The organism is Pseudomonas sp. Gutcm_11s (assembly GCF_028649395.1).
Classification (GTDB): Bacteria; Pseudomonadota; Gammaproteobacteria; order Pseudomonadales; family Pseudomonadaceae; genus Aquipseudomonas.
Window position 1 is genome coordinate 563,119 of sequence record NZ_JAQSUW010000014.1, and the last position, 15,305, is coordinate 578,423.

Consider the following 15,305-nt stretch of genomic DNA (forward strand, 5'->3'; position numbering starts at 1 on the left):
TTTGTATACAATTGCTCAAGCCAACTCATCCGGTAATTTCCGGAACGGCATCCACTCGATGAAGGAACCCTCACGTGAGCGCTGACTATCCTCGTGACCTGATCGGCTACGGCAGCAACATCCCCCACCCGCACTGGCCGGGTGACGCTCGCATCGCCATCTCGTTCGTACTCAACTACGAGGAAGGCGGCGAACGCTGCGTCCTGCATGGCGATGGCGAATCCGAGGCCTTCCTCTCCGAAATGGTCGCCGCGCAACCGCTCAAGGGCGAGCGCAACATGAGCATGGAGTCGCTCTACGAATACGGTAGCCGTGCCGGCGTCTGGCGCCTGCTCAAGCTGTTTCAGCGCCACAACATCCCGATGACCATCTTCGCCGTGGCCATGGCCGCCCAACGCCACCCGGACGCGATCCGCGCCATGGTCGAGGCCGGCCACGAGATCTGCAGCCACGGCTACCGCTGGATCGACTACCAGTACATGGACGAGGCCCAGGAGCGCGAGCACATGCTCGAGGCCATCCGCATCCTCACCGAGCTCACCGGCGAGCGCCCACTGGGCTGGTACACCGGCCGCACCGGCCCGAACACTCGCCGCATCGTGCGCGAGGAAGGCGGCTTCCTCTACGACAGCGACACCTACGATGACGACCTGCCCTACTGGGACCCGGCCAGCAGCGCCGACAAGCCGCACCTGGTGATCCCCTACACCCTGGACACCAACGACATGCGCTTCACCCAGGTGCAGGGCTTCAACTGCGGCGACGACTTCTACAACTACCTGCAGGACGCCTTCGACACCCTCTACGCCGAAGGCGAAGCCGGTGCGCCGAAGATGCTGTCGATCGGCATGCACTGCCGTCTGCTCGGCCGCCCGGCGCGCATTGCCGCGCTGGCCCGCTTCATCGACTACGTGAAGAGCCACGACAAGGTCTGGTTCGCCCGCCGTGTCGACATCGCGCGCCACTGGCACGCCACCCACCCGTTCAAGCAAGAGAGCGTGAAATGAGCCGCTTCCAGACCCTGACCCCGTCGAGCCTGACCCGCGAGGCATTCGTTGCCGCCTTCGCCGACATCTACGAGCACTCGCCCTGGGTTGCCAAAAAAGCCTACGACCTCGGCCTCGATGCCGGCGTCGACGATATCGACGGCCTGCATCAGCGCATGGCCGACATCCTGCTCAGTGCCAGCCGCGACCAGCAGCTGGCGCTGATCAACGCTCACCCGGATCTGGCCGGCAAGGCAGCCGTCCGTGGCGAGCTCACCGCCTCCTCCACCTCGGAGCAGGCCGGTGCGGGCATCCACGAGTGCACTGCCGAGGAATTCGCCCGTTTCACCGAACTTAACGATGCCTACAAGGCCAAGTTCGGCTTTCCCTTCATCAAGGCGGTGAAAGGCAGCAACCGGCACCAGATCCTGGCGGCCTTCGAGGAGCGCATTCACAACTCCCCGGAGCAGGAATTCGCCACGGCCCTGGCCGAGATCAACAAGATCGCGCTGTTCCGACTGCAGCCACTCTGACTGCAGACGGCTCCGCCACATTAACCTGATGAATAAGTAGAACCAGCATGCGCACTCTGAAGATCGAAGCGTTGACCAAGGAAGCCTTCGCCCCTTTCGGTGATGTCATCGAAACCGACGGCAGCGACCACTTCATGATCAACAACGGCTCCACCCGCCGCTACCACAAGCTGGCCACGGTAGAGACCGCGCAGCCCGAAGATCGGGCGATCATCAGCATCTTCAGTGCCGAGTCGCTCGAGATGCCGCTGCGCATCCGCATGCTGGAACGCCATCCGCTGGGCAGCCAGGCCTTCATTCCGCTGCTCGGCAATCAATTTCTGGTCGTGGTCGCGCCACTTGGCGATGTACCTGTACCGGGTCTGGTCCGTGCCTTCCTCACCAATGGCAGGCAGGGCGTCAATTACCATCGCGGCGTTTGGCACCACCCGGTGCTGACGATCGAAAAGCGGGATGACTTCCTGGTGGTTGATCGCAGTGGTTCTGGCAACAACTGCGATGAGCATTACTTCACCGAGGACGAGCAACTGCTCCTCGACCCCCACCAATAAGAGAAGCCTGACGGGCTGCGTGTAGCCCGCGGGAAAGAGGTAACGATTGTGGAAGCACATCTGACCGAATGGCTGAACCTGGGCATCCGCTGGGTTCACATGATCACCGGCATCGCCTGGATCGGCGCATCCTTCTATTTCGTCTGGCTGGAAAACAACCTCAACCGCAGCAACCCCCGCGAAGGGCTGGCGGGTGACCTCTGGGCCATCCACGGCGGCGGTATCTACCACCTGGAAAAATACAAACTGGCCCCGCCGAAAATGCCGGAGAACCTGCACTGGTTCAAATGGGAGGCCTACTTCACCTGGATGTCCGGCGTGGCGCTGTTGATGGTGGTCTACTACCTCAACCCCAGCCTGTATCTGATCAAGCCCGGCGTGGAACTGGCCCCCGCGATGGCCATCGCCATTGGCGCCGGCTCCCTGGTGGTCGGCTGGTTCGTCTATGACCTGCTGTGCGATTCGCCGCTGGGCAAGACCCCCGCCCTCCTCGGCCTGGTGCTGTTCGTGCTGGTCATCGGCGCGGCCTGGGGCTTCTCCCAGGTGTTCAGCGGCCGTGGCGCCTACATCCACGTCGGTGCGCTGATCGGCACCATCATGGTCGGCAACGTGTTCCGCATCATCATGCCGGCCCAGCGTGCGCTGGTTAAGGCCATCGAGAACAACACCACACCCGACCCACGCCTGCCGGCCAAGGGCCTGCTGCGCTCGCGCCACAACAACTACTTCACCCTGCCGGTGCTGTTCATAATGATCAGCAACCACTTCCCGAGCACCTACGGCAGCCAGTACAACTGGCTGATCCTGGCCGGCATTGCCATCGTCGCCGTGTTGATCCGTCACTACTTCAACACCCGCCACGACAGCAACAAGTTCGCCTGGACCCTGCCGGCCGGCGCCCTCGGCATGATCTGCCTGGCCTTCATCACCTCGCCGAACTACAAGGCCGCCAGCGCGCCGATCGCCAACGTCACCCCCACTCCCCACGAGGAAAGCGTGGCCGCCGTGCCCAAGGCCGAAGCCACTGAGCCGGTGCAGGTGAACAAGGTGGAAGAAGTGCCTGAGGCCAAGCCGGCCGCAGCAACGCAGGCACCGGCGCAAGCCGCCACCGCACCAGCGGCACCTGCCGCAGCGGCTGGCGCGCCGAACGTGAAAAAGGTGGTCAGCGTGATCCATGAGCGTTGCACCGTGTGCCACTCGGCCAAGCCCACCAGCCCGATGTTCAGCGCAGCGCCCGCCGGCGTGATGCTCGATACCGCCCAGGAAATGCAGGCCAACGCGCCGCGCATCCAGGCCCAGAGCGTTGCCTCGCAGATCATGCCGCTGGGCAACATGACCCAGATGACCCAGGAAGAGCGCGACCTGATCGGCGCGTGGATCGCCCAGGGCGCACGCATCGACTGATCTACCACGACGGGCCGCCCATCTGCCTCCCTGGCGGCCCTTCGCTTCGTGCCTGTCGCAAGACAGGCCTTTTTATCCCCCCGACTCCGGGCATCTCGATTTATCTGGCTAACCCCAGAAGTCCGACTGCACACGCCCGGGGATTTCCCGACCCGCCAATTGGCGGGTTCTTTTTATCCGCTGCCTTGCGGCAATCCACTCTACGCGCCACTCGTCGAGCAGTGGCTGCGCGGAATTTGCCATGCGCGACGGCGCTCGCCAGAATCTCGCCCCGATTCGGCCCTGGGTGCTGAACACCCTGGCGAGAGGAGTTGCCGTTGAGCGAACAGACCCTGTCCATGCGCCTGGAGCGCGTGGCTACGCATGTACCGGCTGGCGCGCGCCTGGCCGATATCGGCTCGGACCACGGCTACCTGCCGGTGGCGCTGGTGAGCCGTGGCGTGATCGTCTCGGCAATCGCCGGAGAGGTGGCGCAGACGCCCTATCGCGCGGCCGAGCGCAGCGTGCGCGAGAGCGGCCTGAGCCAGCAGATCAGCGTGCGTCTGGCCAATGGCCTGGCGGCCATCGAGCCGCAGGACGCGATAACGGCCATCAGTCTATGCGGCATGGGCGGCGAGACGATCCGCGACATCCTCGAAGCCGGCAAGGCACGTCTGAGCGGCCAGGAACGCCTGATCATGCAGCCCAACGGTGGCGAGCAGCCGCTGCGCCAATGGCTGATGGAGAACGGCTACCGCATCCTCTGCGAGGAAGTGTTGTGGGAGAACCGCTTCGACTACGAAATCATCGTTGCCGAACGTTCCGGTCCGGTGCCCTACACCGCCGAGCAACTGTACTTCGGCCCGCTGCAGATGCAGGCGCGCAGCCCGGCGTTCCTGGCCAAGTGGCAACGCCTCCTGCGCCTGAAACAAAAGACCCTCGCCGACTTCGCCCAGGCGCGACAGGCCGTGCCCGAGGACAGGGTGCAGGAGCTTACCCGGCAGGTTCGGTGGATCAGCGAACTGCTGGGATGAGCCGGCGACTGCGCCTCTTGGTCAGCGCCATGCCCCTGCAGATGCCTGCTGCAGCTAAACGGGAAGCCTCAGGCGCAAGCGCGTGAGGTTTTCCGCGTCGTCCACTTCCAGCTCCAGGCTGCCGTGCTGGGCCTCGGCCAGCAGCTTGGCCGAGTAGGTGCCGAGCCCGGTACCACCGGCCTTGCCATCGCTCGCGTACTTCTCGAAGAAGCGCGGCCGGAACGCCGGCGGTACCGCCGGGTGGTTCTCCATGAGCAGTTCGATGCAGTCCGTGTGCGCCAGCGTCACGCGCACGCGGCTCTTGTCGGGTGCCGCCTCGCAGGCGTTCTTCAGCAGGTTGTTGAGCAGCGAGAAGCACAGCAGCTCGTCGCCGCTGGCCTGCAGCGGAGTCGACTCGCTGGCGTCCTGCGTCACCACCTCGATGGTCAGGCCCTTGGCCTGATAGGTCAGCCTGGCCGAGTCGCACAGGCGCCGTACCATCGCCAGCAGATCGACCGCAGCCGGGCGCAGCACGAAGCGCCCGGTCTCGATCTTGTGCAGGTCGTTGGCCAGGTCGACCATGCCCAGCAGGCTCTGGCAGTCGCTTTCCAGGCTATGCAGCATCTGCTGCTGGCGCGGCAGCAAGTTGCCCCCTTCGAGCAGGCCACGCGCCAGGCCGAGGATATTGCACAGCGGCGCCTTGAGGTCGTGGCGCGACAGGCTGCTCGCCTCTTCGCGCAGGCGCTCCAGCTCCAGCATGGTGTCGTACTCCTGCTGCAGCGCGTTGCGCTGCTCGACCAGGCGCAGCAGGTTGACCACCCGCAGGTGCAGCGACTTCGGGTCCACCGGCTTGCTGACGAAGTCCACCGCGCCCAGCTCCAGTCCGCGCAGCTGCGCCGCCGGATCGCTCATGGCGGTGATGAAGATCACCGGAATCTGGCTGGCGCTCGGGTGGCTGCGCAGGTGCTGGGCCAGTTCGAAGCCATCCATGTTCGGCATCATCACGTCCAGCAGGATCAGGTCCGGCGGCGCGTCCGAGGTACAGATGGCCAACGCGCCGTGCCCATCACGCGCCGCCAGCACCCGGTAGTCGTCCTGGAACAGCCCGGCAATCAGCGCCAGGTTGTCCGGCACATCATCCACCACCAGCAGGGTCGGTTTGCGCTCCGCCGGCGGCTCGCTCTCATGGGCGGGCTCCTCGGCCACGGCAACAACCGGCGCCCGCGGTCGATGCCGCATGGCGCGGATGATCCGCTGCGACAGGTCGTTGGCGGTGTAGGGTTTGATCAGGATGCTGCTGACCCCGGCGGCGATGGCCTCGGTGATCTGCGCCCGGGAGCTCTCCGCAGTGACCATGATGAACGGCAACGCCGCCAGGCGCGGATTGCCGCGCACCTCGCGCAGCAAGGTCAGGCCATCCATGACCGGCATGCTCCAGTCGGAGAGGATCACGTTGACCTTGCGCGCCCGCAGCACCGCGAGCGCCTCTGCACCGTTGGCGGCCGTCAGGATATGCCGGGCGCCCAGGCGCTCGAGCTGGCTGCTGTTGACCTTGCGCATGGTGTCGGCGTCGTCGACGACGAGAAACACGGTATCCGCAGTGATCATGACGCCTGGTACTCCGAGTGGAAGGATGGTGCCGCGCCGGCCAGCCGTTTCATTGTGGTTCGCCCTGCAGCAGCTCCAAGGCACGGTCGAAATCGAACAGCTCGATCTGCTGGGCGACCTGCGCCAGTCGCTTGGCCATGCGCGGCTCGAGCGGTTGCCTGCGCAGTTCCTCGAGCGTGCCCATGGCCGCCGTGTCGCTCTCGTTCAGCAGGCGCTTGAGACGGGTCAGCTGCCGCGCCACCTCCGCGTCGTTGCGCGGCGCTTCGCTGGTCGTGACGACAGCACCAGCGCCTAACCCGGCCAGCGCTGCCAGGGTCGGGGTCAGGCAGCGCTGCACCTCTGCCACCAGGCCCTGGATGACGGTATCCGTCTCACCCGTCTCGCAGGCGCGCTCCAGCGCCGCAGCGGCCTGGGCCACGGCCTTGGCGCCGATGTTGCCGGCAGTGCCCCGCAGGCTGTGAGCCAAACGCTGTGCGGCGCTGTCATCAGGGTCGGCCAGCGCATTCTGGAACTGCTCGCCAAAGCCGCTTTGGGCATCGCAGAACTTGCCCAGCAGGCGCAGGTAGAGATCGCGCCGGCCCATGCAGGTGGCCAGCCCGGCGACCATGTCGATGCCCTCCAGGCTGTCCGGCAGGCCGTCACTCACCGGTTCCGCTGGCGGCGGAGCAGCCTCCGCGCGGGCGGCCTTCGGCGTGACCCATCTGGCTAGAGTGGCGAACATGCCGTCGACGTTCAGCGGCTTGGAAATGTGGTCGTTCATGCCGCAGGCCAGGGCTCGCTCGCGATCCCCCTCCATGGCATTGGCGGTCATGGCGAGTACCGGCAGTTCGGCGAAGCGCGGCTGCTCGCGAATCTTGCGGGTGGCGGTGTAGCCGTCCATCACCGGCATCTGGCAGTCCATCAGCACGCCATCGAAATCATCATCGGCGGCGAGGATGTCGAGTGCCTCCTGGCCGTGCCAGGCCAGGCGCAGCTGCACTCCGGCGCTCTCCAGCAGCTCACGCGCCAGTTCCTGGTTCAGCTCGTTGTCTTCCACCAGCAGCAGCCGCGCGCCGCGCAGGCCGGCCAGGGTGCTGGCGCTGTGCTCGGAGCGCTCGGTGGCGCGGGTCTCGCCCTGGGGCACCCGCCCCATCACCATACCGATGGCTTCGAGCAGCGACGACGGCGTCACCGGCTTGGTCAGCACCACCGGCAGCTCGATGCCCTGGCGCGCGGCCTCCTCGTGGGCCTCGTCACGGCCGAAGGCGGTCACCATGATCACCGATGGCGTATGGCTCAGGCTGCCGGAATGCATCCGGCTCACCGTCTCCATGCCGTCCATCCCCGGCATGCGCCAGTCCATCAGCACCAGGTCATAGGGCAGCGCCCTGACCTCGGCGTCGGCCAGCAGGCGCAGGGCCATGCCGCCGCTCTCCGCGACGTCCACTTCCAGGCCGAAGCTGCGCGCCATGCCGGAGAGAATCTCGCGGGCACTGGCGTTGTCGTCCACCACCAGCACGCGCATGCCCAGCAGCTCGTCGGCCTTGAACATGCGCCGCGGCTGCACGCCCTGCTGAACGCCCAGGCGCACCTGGAAGTGGAAGGTGGAGCCTTGCCCCGGCGTGCTTTCGACCCAGATGCGCCCGCCCATCAGTTCCACCAGCTTCTTCGAGATGGACAGGCCCAGCCCGGTGCCGCCGTACTTGCGGGTGGTCGAGCTGTCGGCCTGGCTGAAGGACTGGAACATGCGCGCGCATTGTTCGGCCGTTATGCCGATGCCAGTGTCACGCACCCAGAAGTGCAGCTCCACCTGCTCGCCGGTTGTGCTGACCTCCTGCACGCCGACCACGATCTCACCGCACTCGGTGAACTTGGCGGCGTTGTTGCCCAGGTTGATCAGCACCTGACCCAGGCGCAGCGCGTCGCCGATCAATGCCGTGGGCAGCTCGGGCTGGGTCTGGAACAGCAGCTCCAGGCCTTTGTCCTCGGCCTTCAGGCCAATCATGCTGGCGAAGCTGTCGAGCACGTCCTCCAGGCGGAAGGGCACCTGCTCCAGACTCATCTTGCCCGCTTCGATTTTTGAGAAGTCGAGGATGTCGTTGATGATGCCCAGCAGGTTTTCCGCCGAGCGGTGCACCTTCTCGATGTAGTTGCGCTGCTTGTTGTCCAGCTCGGTACGCAGCGCCAGGTGGCTCATGCCGATGATGGCGTTCATCGGCGTACGGATCTCGTGGCTCATGTTGGCGAGGAAGTCGCTCTTGGCCCGGGTCGCCTCCTCGGCCGCCGCACGGGCCTCGACCAATTCGGTGACGTCGATGTTGACCCCGGTGGCGCGCAGCGGCGTGCCGTCGGCGGCGCGGGTGAAGCGGCTCAGCGAGCGGAAGGTGCGCACCATGCCATCGTTCTGCCGCACGATGCGGAACTCGAAGTCATAGCGATCGGCGCCGCTGTCTACCGCCGCGGCGAAGGACTTGTCCGCGTCATCCGCGTCATCGGGATGCAGCAAGGCTTTCCACGCCGCCATGGTCCCGCCGAAGCCGCCCGGCTCGAGGCCGAACATCTTCTCCAGTTGCGGCGTCCAGTAGTCATGGCCGCTGACGAAGTCGACGTCGAACAGGCCGATGTCGCCCGCTTCCTGCGCCAGGCTCAGACGGTCGCTGGCCGTGCGCAGCCGGCTCTCCATCGCCCGCCGCTCGCTGACGTCGCGCACCGAGGCGCACACGCAGACACCGCGCCCCTCCAGGCTGGGCAGGTGGGACAGGCCGATCTCCACGGAGAACAGGCTGCCGTCCTTGCGCACACCACGCAGGTCGTCGAGGTTGGTGCCCATCTGGCGGGTGGTGCCGTGGGCGATGAAGCCATTGCGCAAGCCTACATGCCGCTCACGCGCCGCCTGAGGTACCAGGCGCTCGACGCTCGCACCGATCAGCTCGCCCGGGCCATAGCCGAACAGCGCATCCAGTTGCGGGTTGGTCATCAGAATGCTGCCATCGGCGCCCAGCACCAGCATGCCATCCGGGGATGCCTCGATGATGCCGCGATACCAGGCCTCGGTGGCGCGCAGTGCCGCCTGCTGGGCTTCCAGCTCGGTCGCCTGGGCTTCCAGCAGCAGGGTCTGGGCCGCCATTTCGTCGGCCTGACGGCGCGTTTCCGCCAGCAACGTCTGCGCGGCTTCGCTGCGTTCCATGATGGCCATGGCACCAGCCAGCCTCGGCAGCACCTCCTGCAGCAGCGCCACCTCAAGCTCCGAAGGCGCTCGCAAGCCCGCCACCTCCAGCACACCGAGCAGGCGCTCACCACGCATCACCGGCTGCACCAGCAGATGACTGGCCGGCGCCTCGCCGAGCTGTGAGCGGATGCGCCAGAACGCGCCGGGCATATCGGTCAGCTGGATCGGTTCGCGGTCAAGCGCGCACTGGCCCAAAAGGCCCTCGCCGAGAGCCACCCGCTGCGCCGGGGGAAACTCACCATCCAGCGCATAGCCACCCAGCAGCTGCAGGTGGCTGGCGCCTTCGAACAGCACGTAGAGCACACCCTGACAGGCGCCCAACATCGGCACCATACGCTGCAGGAAGAAGCGGCCGAGCTGCTCCGGCGTCTCCGCCGCCTGGATGTCGATCTGCACCAGCGACACCTGGGCCTTGATCCAGCGCTGGCGCTCCAGCTGGCGCGACTCGATCTGCAGCTTGGCGATGGCGCGGGCCAGGTCGCCGGTCTCGTTGGCCAGGTCGGTATGCGGGATGGGTTGGTCGAGATGGCCGGCAGTGAGCTGGTCCACCGCGTTGCGCACCCGCTCCAGCGGCTTGCGGATGGATTGGCTGACCAGCCAGGCGAGCATGATCGCGAGCGCCAGGCCGCCGAGCAGCAGGATGTAGGTGAGCAGGCTGCTGCGCTCGGCATTGCCGGTGATCTCGGTAACCAGGTCGTACAACGCCTTTTGTTTGACCTCGGCTATGTCATCAAGCACCGCATCGGCGCGATCGTCGAGCTGCTGGAATTCATCGCCGTTGAGCAACAGCAGAGCCTGACCCTGGCGCCCCTGCCCGGCCAGCTCCATCGCCTCGTTGCCGGCATGCAGGATGCGCTCGAGCAGCAGTTCGAACTCGGCCAGCCGCTCCAGGTTGTCGGAGCGGAACACCGTCGGCTTGGCCAGCGCCAGGGACTCCTGCAGCCTCTGCTTGGCCGTCTCCAGCTGGCGCAGCGCGGCGATGCGCGTATCCGCGCTGCTGGTGGCCACGGAGCGCTGCAGCGCCTGGATGATCTGTGGCAGCTGTACCCGCACCTCGTGCAGGTGGTTGGCACCGATCAGGTCCCGGTTGTAGAGCTGCTGCAAATCGCGCTTCAACTCCGACTGGATGCGCAGGCTGTGCATGCCGAGCACCAGCGACAGCGCCAGTAGCACGGCAAAGCCGAGCACCAGCTTGCGGCGCAGCGGCAGACGCTCGAGCAGAGCGGACAGATTCATCGGGGCAGCACTCCTTGGCTATCGCCGCACCAGCGCCTGTGGCTCAGGGGGCCTGGACTATGTGTTCGAGGGCAGCCGCTTGCTTGGCCATGTCCTTGTCGGTATCGGCGAAGCGCTCGGCGATCTCGCGGAAACGCTCGGCATTGGCCAGGAAGGCGTCGCAGATGTCCGGGTCGAAGTGCGAGCCGCGGCCGTCGCGGATGATGCCCACCGCCTGCTCGTGCGGCATGCCGGGCTTGTACACCCGCCGGCTGATCAGTGCGTCGTAGACGTCTGCCACGGCCATCAGGCGGGCGCTGATCGGGATGTCGTCGGCCGCCAGCCCCTCCGGATAGCCGCTGCCGTCCCACTTTTCCTGGTGGCCGTAGGCGATCTCCTTGGCGAAGCGCAGGAAGTCGACGCCCACCCCCAACTGGTCCTCGGCGTGCTGGATGGCGTCGCGCCCCAGGGTGGTGTGGGTCTTCATGATCTCGAACTCTTCCGGCGTAAAGCGCCCCGGCTTGAGCAGGATGCGGTCGGGAATGCCGATCTTGCCGATGTCGTGCAGCGGCGCCGACTTGTACAGCAGCTTGATGGTTTCCTCGTCGAGGAAGTGGCGGAAGCGCGGATGCTCGCGCAGCAACTCGGCCAGCAGCCGCACGTAGTGCTGGGTGCGGCGGATGTGGTTGCCGGTCTCGTTGTCGCGGGTCTCGGCCAGCGAGGCCATGGCGTGGATGGTGACATCCTGGATGGCCATGACCTCGCGGGTCCGGCGCTGCACCTCCTGCTCCAGATAGTCGTTCTGGTCACGCAGGAAATCCGCCGCCGCCTTGACCTTGAGCTGGGTCTCGACCCGGGCCAGCACCACCGGCGGGCTGATCGGCTTGGTGATGTAGTCGGCGGCGCCCAGCTCCAGGCCGTGGATCTCGTCCTCGGTGGCCGCCATGGCGGTGAGGAAGATGATCGGGATGTCGCGGGTACGCACGTCCTGCTTGAGCTGCTCGGCCACTTCGTAGCCGGACAGGCCCGGCATCATGATGTCCAGCAGGATCAGGTCCGGCAGTGGATCGCCCTGGAGGATGCGCAGGGCCTTCTCGCCGCTGTTGGCGGCCTTGACCCGGTAGTGATCCTTGAGCAGATCGGCCATCAGCATCAGGTTGTCGACGGTGTCGTCGACCACCAGAACGGTGCTGGGTGGCGGAATGCTGTGCGCGCTATCCATGGATGCCGGCTCCCCTGCCAATCAAGGAGGGCCTCACCTGTGCCGCTCCGTTGCTGCAAGCGTAGCTAGGAAAATCTCCAGTCGCCGGCCGTTTCTGGCGACTAAATGAAGCCGGGAACGACGGCAGCGGGCGGGGTCAGCAGAAGGCAGCTACCGGCAGGCACAGGGCAGTGTCATCGTCAGGTACGAGAAGCTGTGCCCATCGATCCTGAACATGTCCGGGACCTCGCCCACCCGGGTGAATCCCGCCTGCCCATAGAGCGCGACGGCAGCCTGATTGGCGCCGAGTACCTGCAGATCGATCCACTCCAGCAAGCGCGTGGAGGCCGCCCACAGCTCGGCATGCTTGATCAGCGCAGCGCCCAGCCCCTGCCGACGCACGCTGCGATGTACGCCCATGCCCAACAGGCAGCGATGCTGCGCATGGCGTTCGCTGTGCCCACGCAGATCGATATGCCCGAGGATCTGCCCTTCCAACCCTCGCGCGACCCAGGCTCGGCGCCAGCCTTGCTCGCCAACCGGGATCGCCAAGCCGGCGAGAAATGCCGCCTTGCGCTCCTCCGGGAAAGACGAGGTGCCGCGTGAGAGCGGCTGGAAATAGCCAACCTCCGGCGTCCCGTTCTCGCCGAGATGGTCATTCAGATAGGTGATGAACGCGTTGAAGCCAGACGGCGAGATGGACTCTATCGAGTATGTCTGCATGAAGCGCGCTGCCGGTTGCCAGGGTCAGCGCAAGGCTCCTCCAGTCAGGTGCGGTGAGCAATAGCCTGCTTTTGACAGCGAGACGCCACGCAAACAAAGCGTACCGATTGCGGCACAAATATCCCGGCGGCTAGCACCTTCAAACCCAGCGCAGCGGCTCGGATAGACGGCCCAAAAACCTGAACCGCCCCCTACCCCTCCAGTCCCATCCTGGGTAGGCGCCGCAATCGCGGCGCCAGCACTTTCGACACAGGAGGACGGCATGAAGATCAACGAAATCATGACGCGCAACGTGCAGACCGTGCGCCCCGACGTGAGCATTCTCGAGGCTGCCGCGCTGATGGCGCGAATCGACAGCGGTGCGCTGCTGGTGGAGGAAAACGACCGCCTGGTGGGCATGCTCACCGACCGCGACATCGCCCTGCGCGCCGTGGCCCAGGGCCTCGGCAACGACACGCCGGTACACCAGATCATGAGCGGCAACGTCTGCTACTGCTTCGAGGACGAGGACGTCCAGCACGTGGCGCAGAACATGGCCGACATCCAGAAGCGCCGCCTGCCGGTGCTCAGCCGCGAGAAGCGCCTGATCGGCGTGGTGTCCCTCGGCAACATCGCCAGTGCCCGCAGCGACAAGAGCAGCGGCACCCTGCTGCGTGGCGTCGCCCAGGCCCATTGAGCCCGCGGGCACCCGCGAGACGGAGAACGATATGAAAGCCGTGGTATTCCATGACGTGGGCGACATCCGCCTCGACGACGTGCCCGAACCCACCCTGCAAGCCCCTACCGACGCCATCGTGCGCCTGACCGCCTCGGCCATCTGCGGCACCGACCTGCACTTCGTGCGTGGCACCGTCAGCGGCATGGCCAGTGGCACCATCCTCGGCCACGAGGGCGTCGGCATCATCGAAGCCCTGGGTGAAGACGTGCGCAACCTGCAGGTCGGCGACCGGGTGGTGATCCCCTCGACCATCGCCTGCGGCAACTGCTCCTACTGCCGCGCCGGCTACTACGCCCAATGCGACGACGCCAATCCCAACGGCAAGGAGGCCGGCACGGCCTTCTATGGCGGCCCCTCGGCCACCGGCCCGTTCCACGGGCTGCAGGCGGAGAAAGCGCGCATTCCCTTCGCCCATATCGGCCTGGTGAAGCTGCCCAGCGAGATCAGCGACGACCAGGCGATCCTGCTGTCGGACATCTTCCCCACCGGCTACTTCGGCGCCGAGATGGCCGAGATAACCCCGGGCGATACCGTGGCGGTGTTCGGCTGCGGCCCGGTCGGCCAGTTCGCCATCGCCAGCGCCAAACTGCTGGGCGCGGCGCGGGTGTTCGCCATCGACCACCTCGAAGACCGCCTGCGCATGGCCCGCCAGCAAGGCGCGGAAGTGATCGATTTCGATCAGGAAGACCCGGTGCAGACCCTGCGCCGCCTGACCAATGGCATAGGCGTGGACCGCGCCATCGATGCCGTCGGCGTAGACGCCGAATGTTCCTGCCACGCCAGCGCGCAGCAGGTCAGCGCGTTCCGCGAGGAGATGGCGGCCGTCGCGCCCAAGACTCATCCGGACGGCGCCAACTGGCACCCCGGCACGGCGCCGAGTCAGGCGCTGCAGTGGGCGGTAGAGGCGCTGGACAAGGCCGGCACGCTGTCGATCATCGGCGTGTATCCGGTGCAGGCGCGGCACTTCCCCATCGGCACTGCCATGGGCAAGAACCTGACCATCAACATGGGCAATTGCCACCACCGCAAGTACATCCCGCGGCTGATCGACCTGGTACTGGAACGGCGCATCGACCCGGCGAAGATCCTTACCCAGATCAAGCCGATGAACGACGCCATCGAGGCGTTCAAGGCCTTCGATCGCCGCGACCAGGGCTGGATCAAGGTCGAGCTGCACCCGCAGATGCACCTTGGCGTGGGCAGCGAGGAGCGCATCGAGGAAGAGCGCCTCGACCAAGCGCTCGGCAAGTCCTGAATCCCCGTTCCTGAAACGCAGGCCAGCCCTTCAGCGGGCTGGCTGCCCTCCTTCAGCCGTTCACCACCGAGCCACCATTCACGTGGAGCACCTGGCCGCTGACATAGGAGGCGTCGTTGCTGGCCAGGTAGACGAATGCCGGCGCTACCTCTGCCGGCTGGCCGGGGCGCTGCATCGGAGTTTCCGAGCCGAAGGTGGCAACCTTCTTCGCCGGGAAGGTCGAGGCGATCAGCGGCGTCCAGATGGGGCCGGGCGCCACGGCATTCACACGGATGCCCCGCTTGGCCAGGTTCAGCGCCAGCGAGCGGGTGAAGGTGGTCACCGCCCCCTTGGTGGACGAATAGTCCAGCAGCATGGCGTTGCCCTTGTAGGCGGTGATCGAGGTGGTGTTGATGATCGACGCCCCCTGCTTCAGGTACGGCAGCGCGACCTTGGTCAGCTGGAACATGGCGAAGATGTTGGTGCGGAAGGTCTGCTCCCACTGCGCCTCGCTGATGTCTTCCAGCTCCGGCTGCGGGTGCTGCTCACCGGCGTTGTTGACCAGGATGTCGATATGCCCCCAGCGGGCAATCGTCTCGTCGATGATGCGCCGGCAATACCCCGCGTCGGCCACGTCGCCGGCCAGCAGCAGAACCTGGCGGCCGCGTTTCTCGATTTCCGCCTGGGTGTGGCGGGCGTCCTCATGGCGGTCGAGGTAGAGCAGGACGATGTCGCAGCCCTCCTCGGCGAAGTGCACAGCAACCGCCCGACCGATGCCACTGTCGGCACCGCTGATGATCGCCACCTTGCCTTCCAGCTTCCCGGCGGCGCGGTAGTGCGCGTTGATGTAGATCGGCGGCGGCTCCATCTGCTCCTCGCTGCCGTGGGGAATGTCCTGGTGCTGCGGTGGCAGCGTCTGTCTGTCGTTCATC

12 protein-coding genes are annotated in these 15,305 nt (G+C 66.0%); 7 read left to right on the top strand and 5 right to left on the bottom strand.

Features of this window, described 5'->3' with window-relative positions; translation table 11 throughout:
• The first annotated feature begins 74 nt into the window (after positions 1-74).
• The 5 genes from puuE (at position 75) to PTT45_RS13510 (ending at position 4,487) form a co-directional block, all read left to right on the top strand.
• Positions 75-1,007 (top strand): allantoinase PuuE, encoded by a 933-nt coding sequence (gene puuE, locus PTT45_RS13490; RefSeq protein WP_273813832.1) that lies wholly within the window; start codon positions 75-77, stop codon positions 1,005-1,007.
• Positions 1,004-1,519 (top strand): 2-oxo-4-hydroxy-4-carboxy-5-ureidoimidazoline decarboxylase, encoded by a 516-nt coding sequence (gene uraD, locus PTT45_RS13495; RefSeq protein ID WP_273813833.1) that lies wholly within the window; start codon positions 1,004-1,006, stop codon positions 1,517-1,519. Before puuE ends, uraD begins: the two co-directional genes overlap by 4 nt.
• A 47-nt stretch (positions 1,520-1,566) precedes the next feature.
• Complete coding sequence (locus tag PTT45_RS13500) at positions 1,567-2,070, top strand: ureidoglycolate lyase (RefSeq protein WP_273813835.1); 504 nt, start codon at positions 1,567-1,569, stop codon at positions 2,068-2,070.
• A 48-nt stretch (positions 2,071-2,118) separates the two neighbouring features.
• A complete protein-coding gene (locus PTT45_RS13505) occupies positions 2,119-3,474 on the top strand; it encodes a urate hydroxylase PuuD (protein ID WP_273813836.1) in 1,356 nt (451 codons plus the stop codon).
• Between the two features lie 317 nt (positions 3,475-3,791).
• Entirely contained in the window at positions 3,792-4,487 is a 696-nt protein-coding gene (locus PTT45_RS13510; RefSeq protein ID WP_273813838.1) for a tRNA (adenine(22)-N(1))-methyltransferase, read from the top strand.
• Positions 4,488-4,541: 54 nt separating this feature from the next.
• On the opposite strand, the gene PTT45_RS13515 is transcribed toward PTT45_RS13510, so the two are convergent.
• The 4 genes from PTT45_RS13515 to PTT45_RS13530 form a co-directional block, all read right to left on the bottom strand.
• Positions 4,542-6,074, bottom strand: a complete 1,533-nt coding sequence (locus PTT45_RS13515) for a hybrid sensor histidine kinase/response regulator (RefSeq protein ID WP_273813839.1) — start codon at positions 6,072-6,074, stop codon at positions 4,542-4,544.
• 49 nt (positions 6,075-6,123) lie between these two features.
• Complete coding sequence (locus PTT45_RS13520) at positions 6,124-10,518, bottom strand: response regulator (RefSeq protein WP_273813840.1); 4,395 nt, start codon at positions 10,516-10,518, stop codon at positions 6,124-6,126.
• 43 nt (positions 10,519-10,561) lie between these two features.
• A complete protein-coding gene (locus tag PTT45_RS13525) occupies positions 10,562-11,719 on the bottom strand; it encodes an HD-GYP domain-containing protein (protein ID WP_273813841.1) in 1,158 nt (385 codons plus the stop codon).
• A 150-nt stretch (positions 11,720-11,869) separates the two neighbouring features.
• A complete protein-coding gene (locus PTT45_RS13530; RefSeq protein ID WP_273813843.1) occupies positions 11,870-12,421 on the bottom strand; it encodes a GNAT family N-acetyltransferase in 552 nt (183 codons plus the stop codon).
• A gap of 262 nt (positions 12,422-12,683) precedes the next feature.
• On the opposite strand from PTT45_RS13530, the gene PTT45_RS13535 reads away from it, so the two are divergent.
• A complete protein-coding gene (locus PTT45_RS13535; RefSeq protein ID WP_273813844.1) occupies positions 12,684-13,097 on the top strand; it encodes a CBS domain-containing protein in 414 nt (137 codons plus the stop codon).
• A gap of 31 nt (positions 13,098-13,128) precedes the next feature.
• A complete protein-coding gene (locus PTT45_RS13540; protein WP_273813845.1) occupies positions 13,129-14,394 on the top strand; it encodes a zinc-dependent alcohol dehydrogenase in 1,266 nt (421 codons plus the stop codon).
• A 52-nt stretch (positions 14,395-14,446) separates the two neighbouring features.
• Here PTT45_RS13540 and PTT45_RS13545 read toward each other — a convergent pair whose 3' ends face one another.
• Entirely contained in the window at positions 14,447-15,304 is an 858-nt protein-coding gene (locus PTT45_RS13545) for an SDR family oxidoreductase (RefSeq protein ID WP_273813846.1), read from the bottom strand.
• Position 15,305 lies beyond the last annotated feature (1 nt).

Bases quoted from the DNA above. Each gene is read 5' to 3' on its own strand.
- uraD (WP_273813833.1), top strand. From the start codon at position 1,004: ATGAGCCGCTTCCAGACCCTGACCCCGTCGAGCCTGACCCGCGAGGCA.
- PTT45_RS13545 (WP_273813846.1), bottom strand. From the start codon at position 15,304: ATGAACGACAGACAGACGCTGCCACCGCAGCACCAGGACATTCCCCAC.
- PTT45_RS13500 (WP_273813835.1), top strand. From the start codon at position 1,567: ATGCGCACTCTGAAGATCGAAGCGTTGACCAAGGAAGCCTTCGCCCCT.
- PTT45_RS13540 (WP_273813845.1), top strand. From the start codon at position 13,129: ATGAAAGCCGTGGTATTCCATGACGTGGGCGACATCCGCCTCGACGAC.
- PTT45_RS13520 (WP_273813840.1), bottom strand. From the start codon at position 10,518: ATGAATCTGTCCGCTCTGCTCGAGCGTCTGCCGCTGCGCCGCAAGCTG.
- PTT45_RS13530 (WP_273813843.1), bottom strand. From the start codon at position 12,421: ATGCAGACATACTCGATAGAGTCCATCTCGCCGTCTGGCTTCAACGCG.
- PTT45_RS13515 (WP_273813839.1), bottom strand. From the start codon at position 6,074: ATGATCACTGCGGATACCGTGTTTCTCGTCGTCGACGACGCCGACACC.
- PTT45_RS13535 (WP_273813844.1), top strand. From the start codon at position 12,684: ATGAAGATCAACGAAATCATGACGCGCAACGTGCAGACCGTGCGCCCC.
- PTT45_RS13525 (WP_273813841.1), bottom strand. From the start codon at position 11,719: ATGGATAGCGCGCACAGCATTCCGCCACCCAGCACCGTTCTGGTGGTC.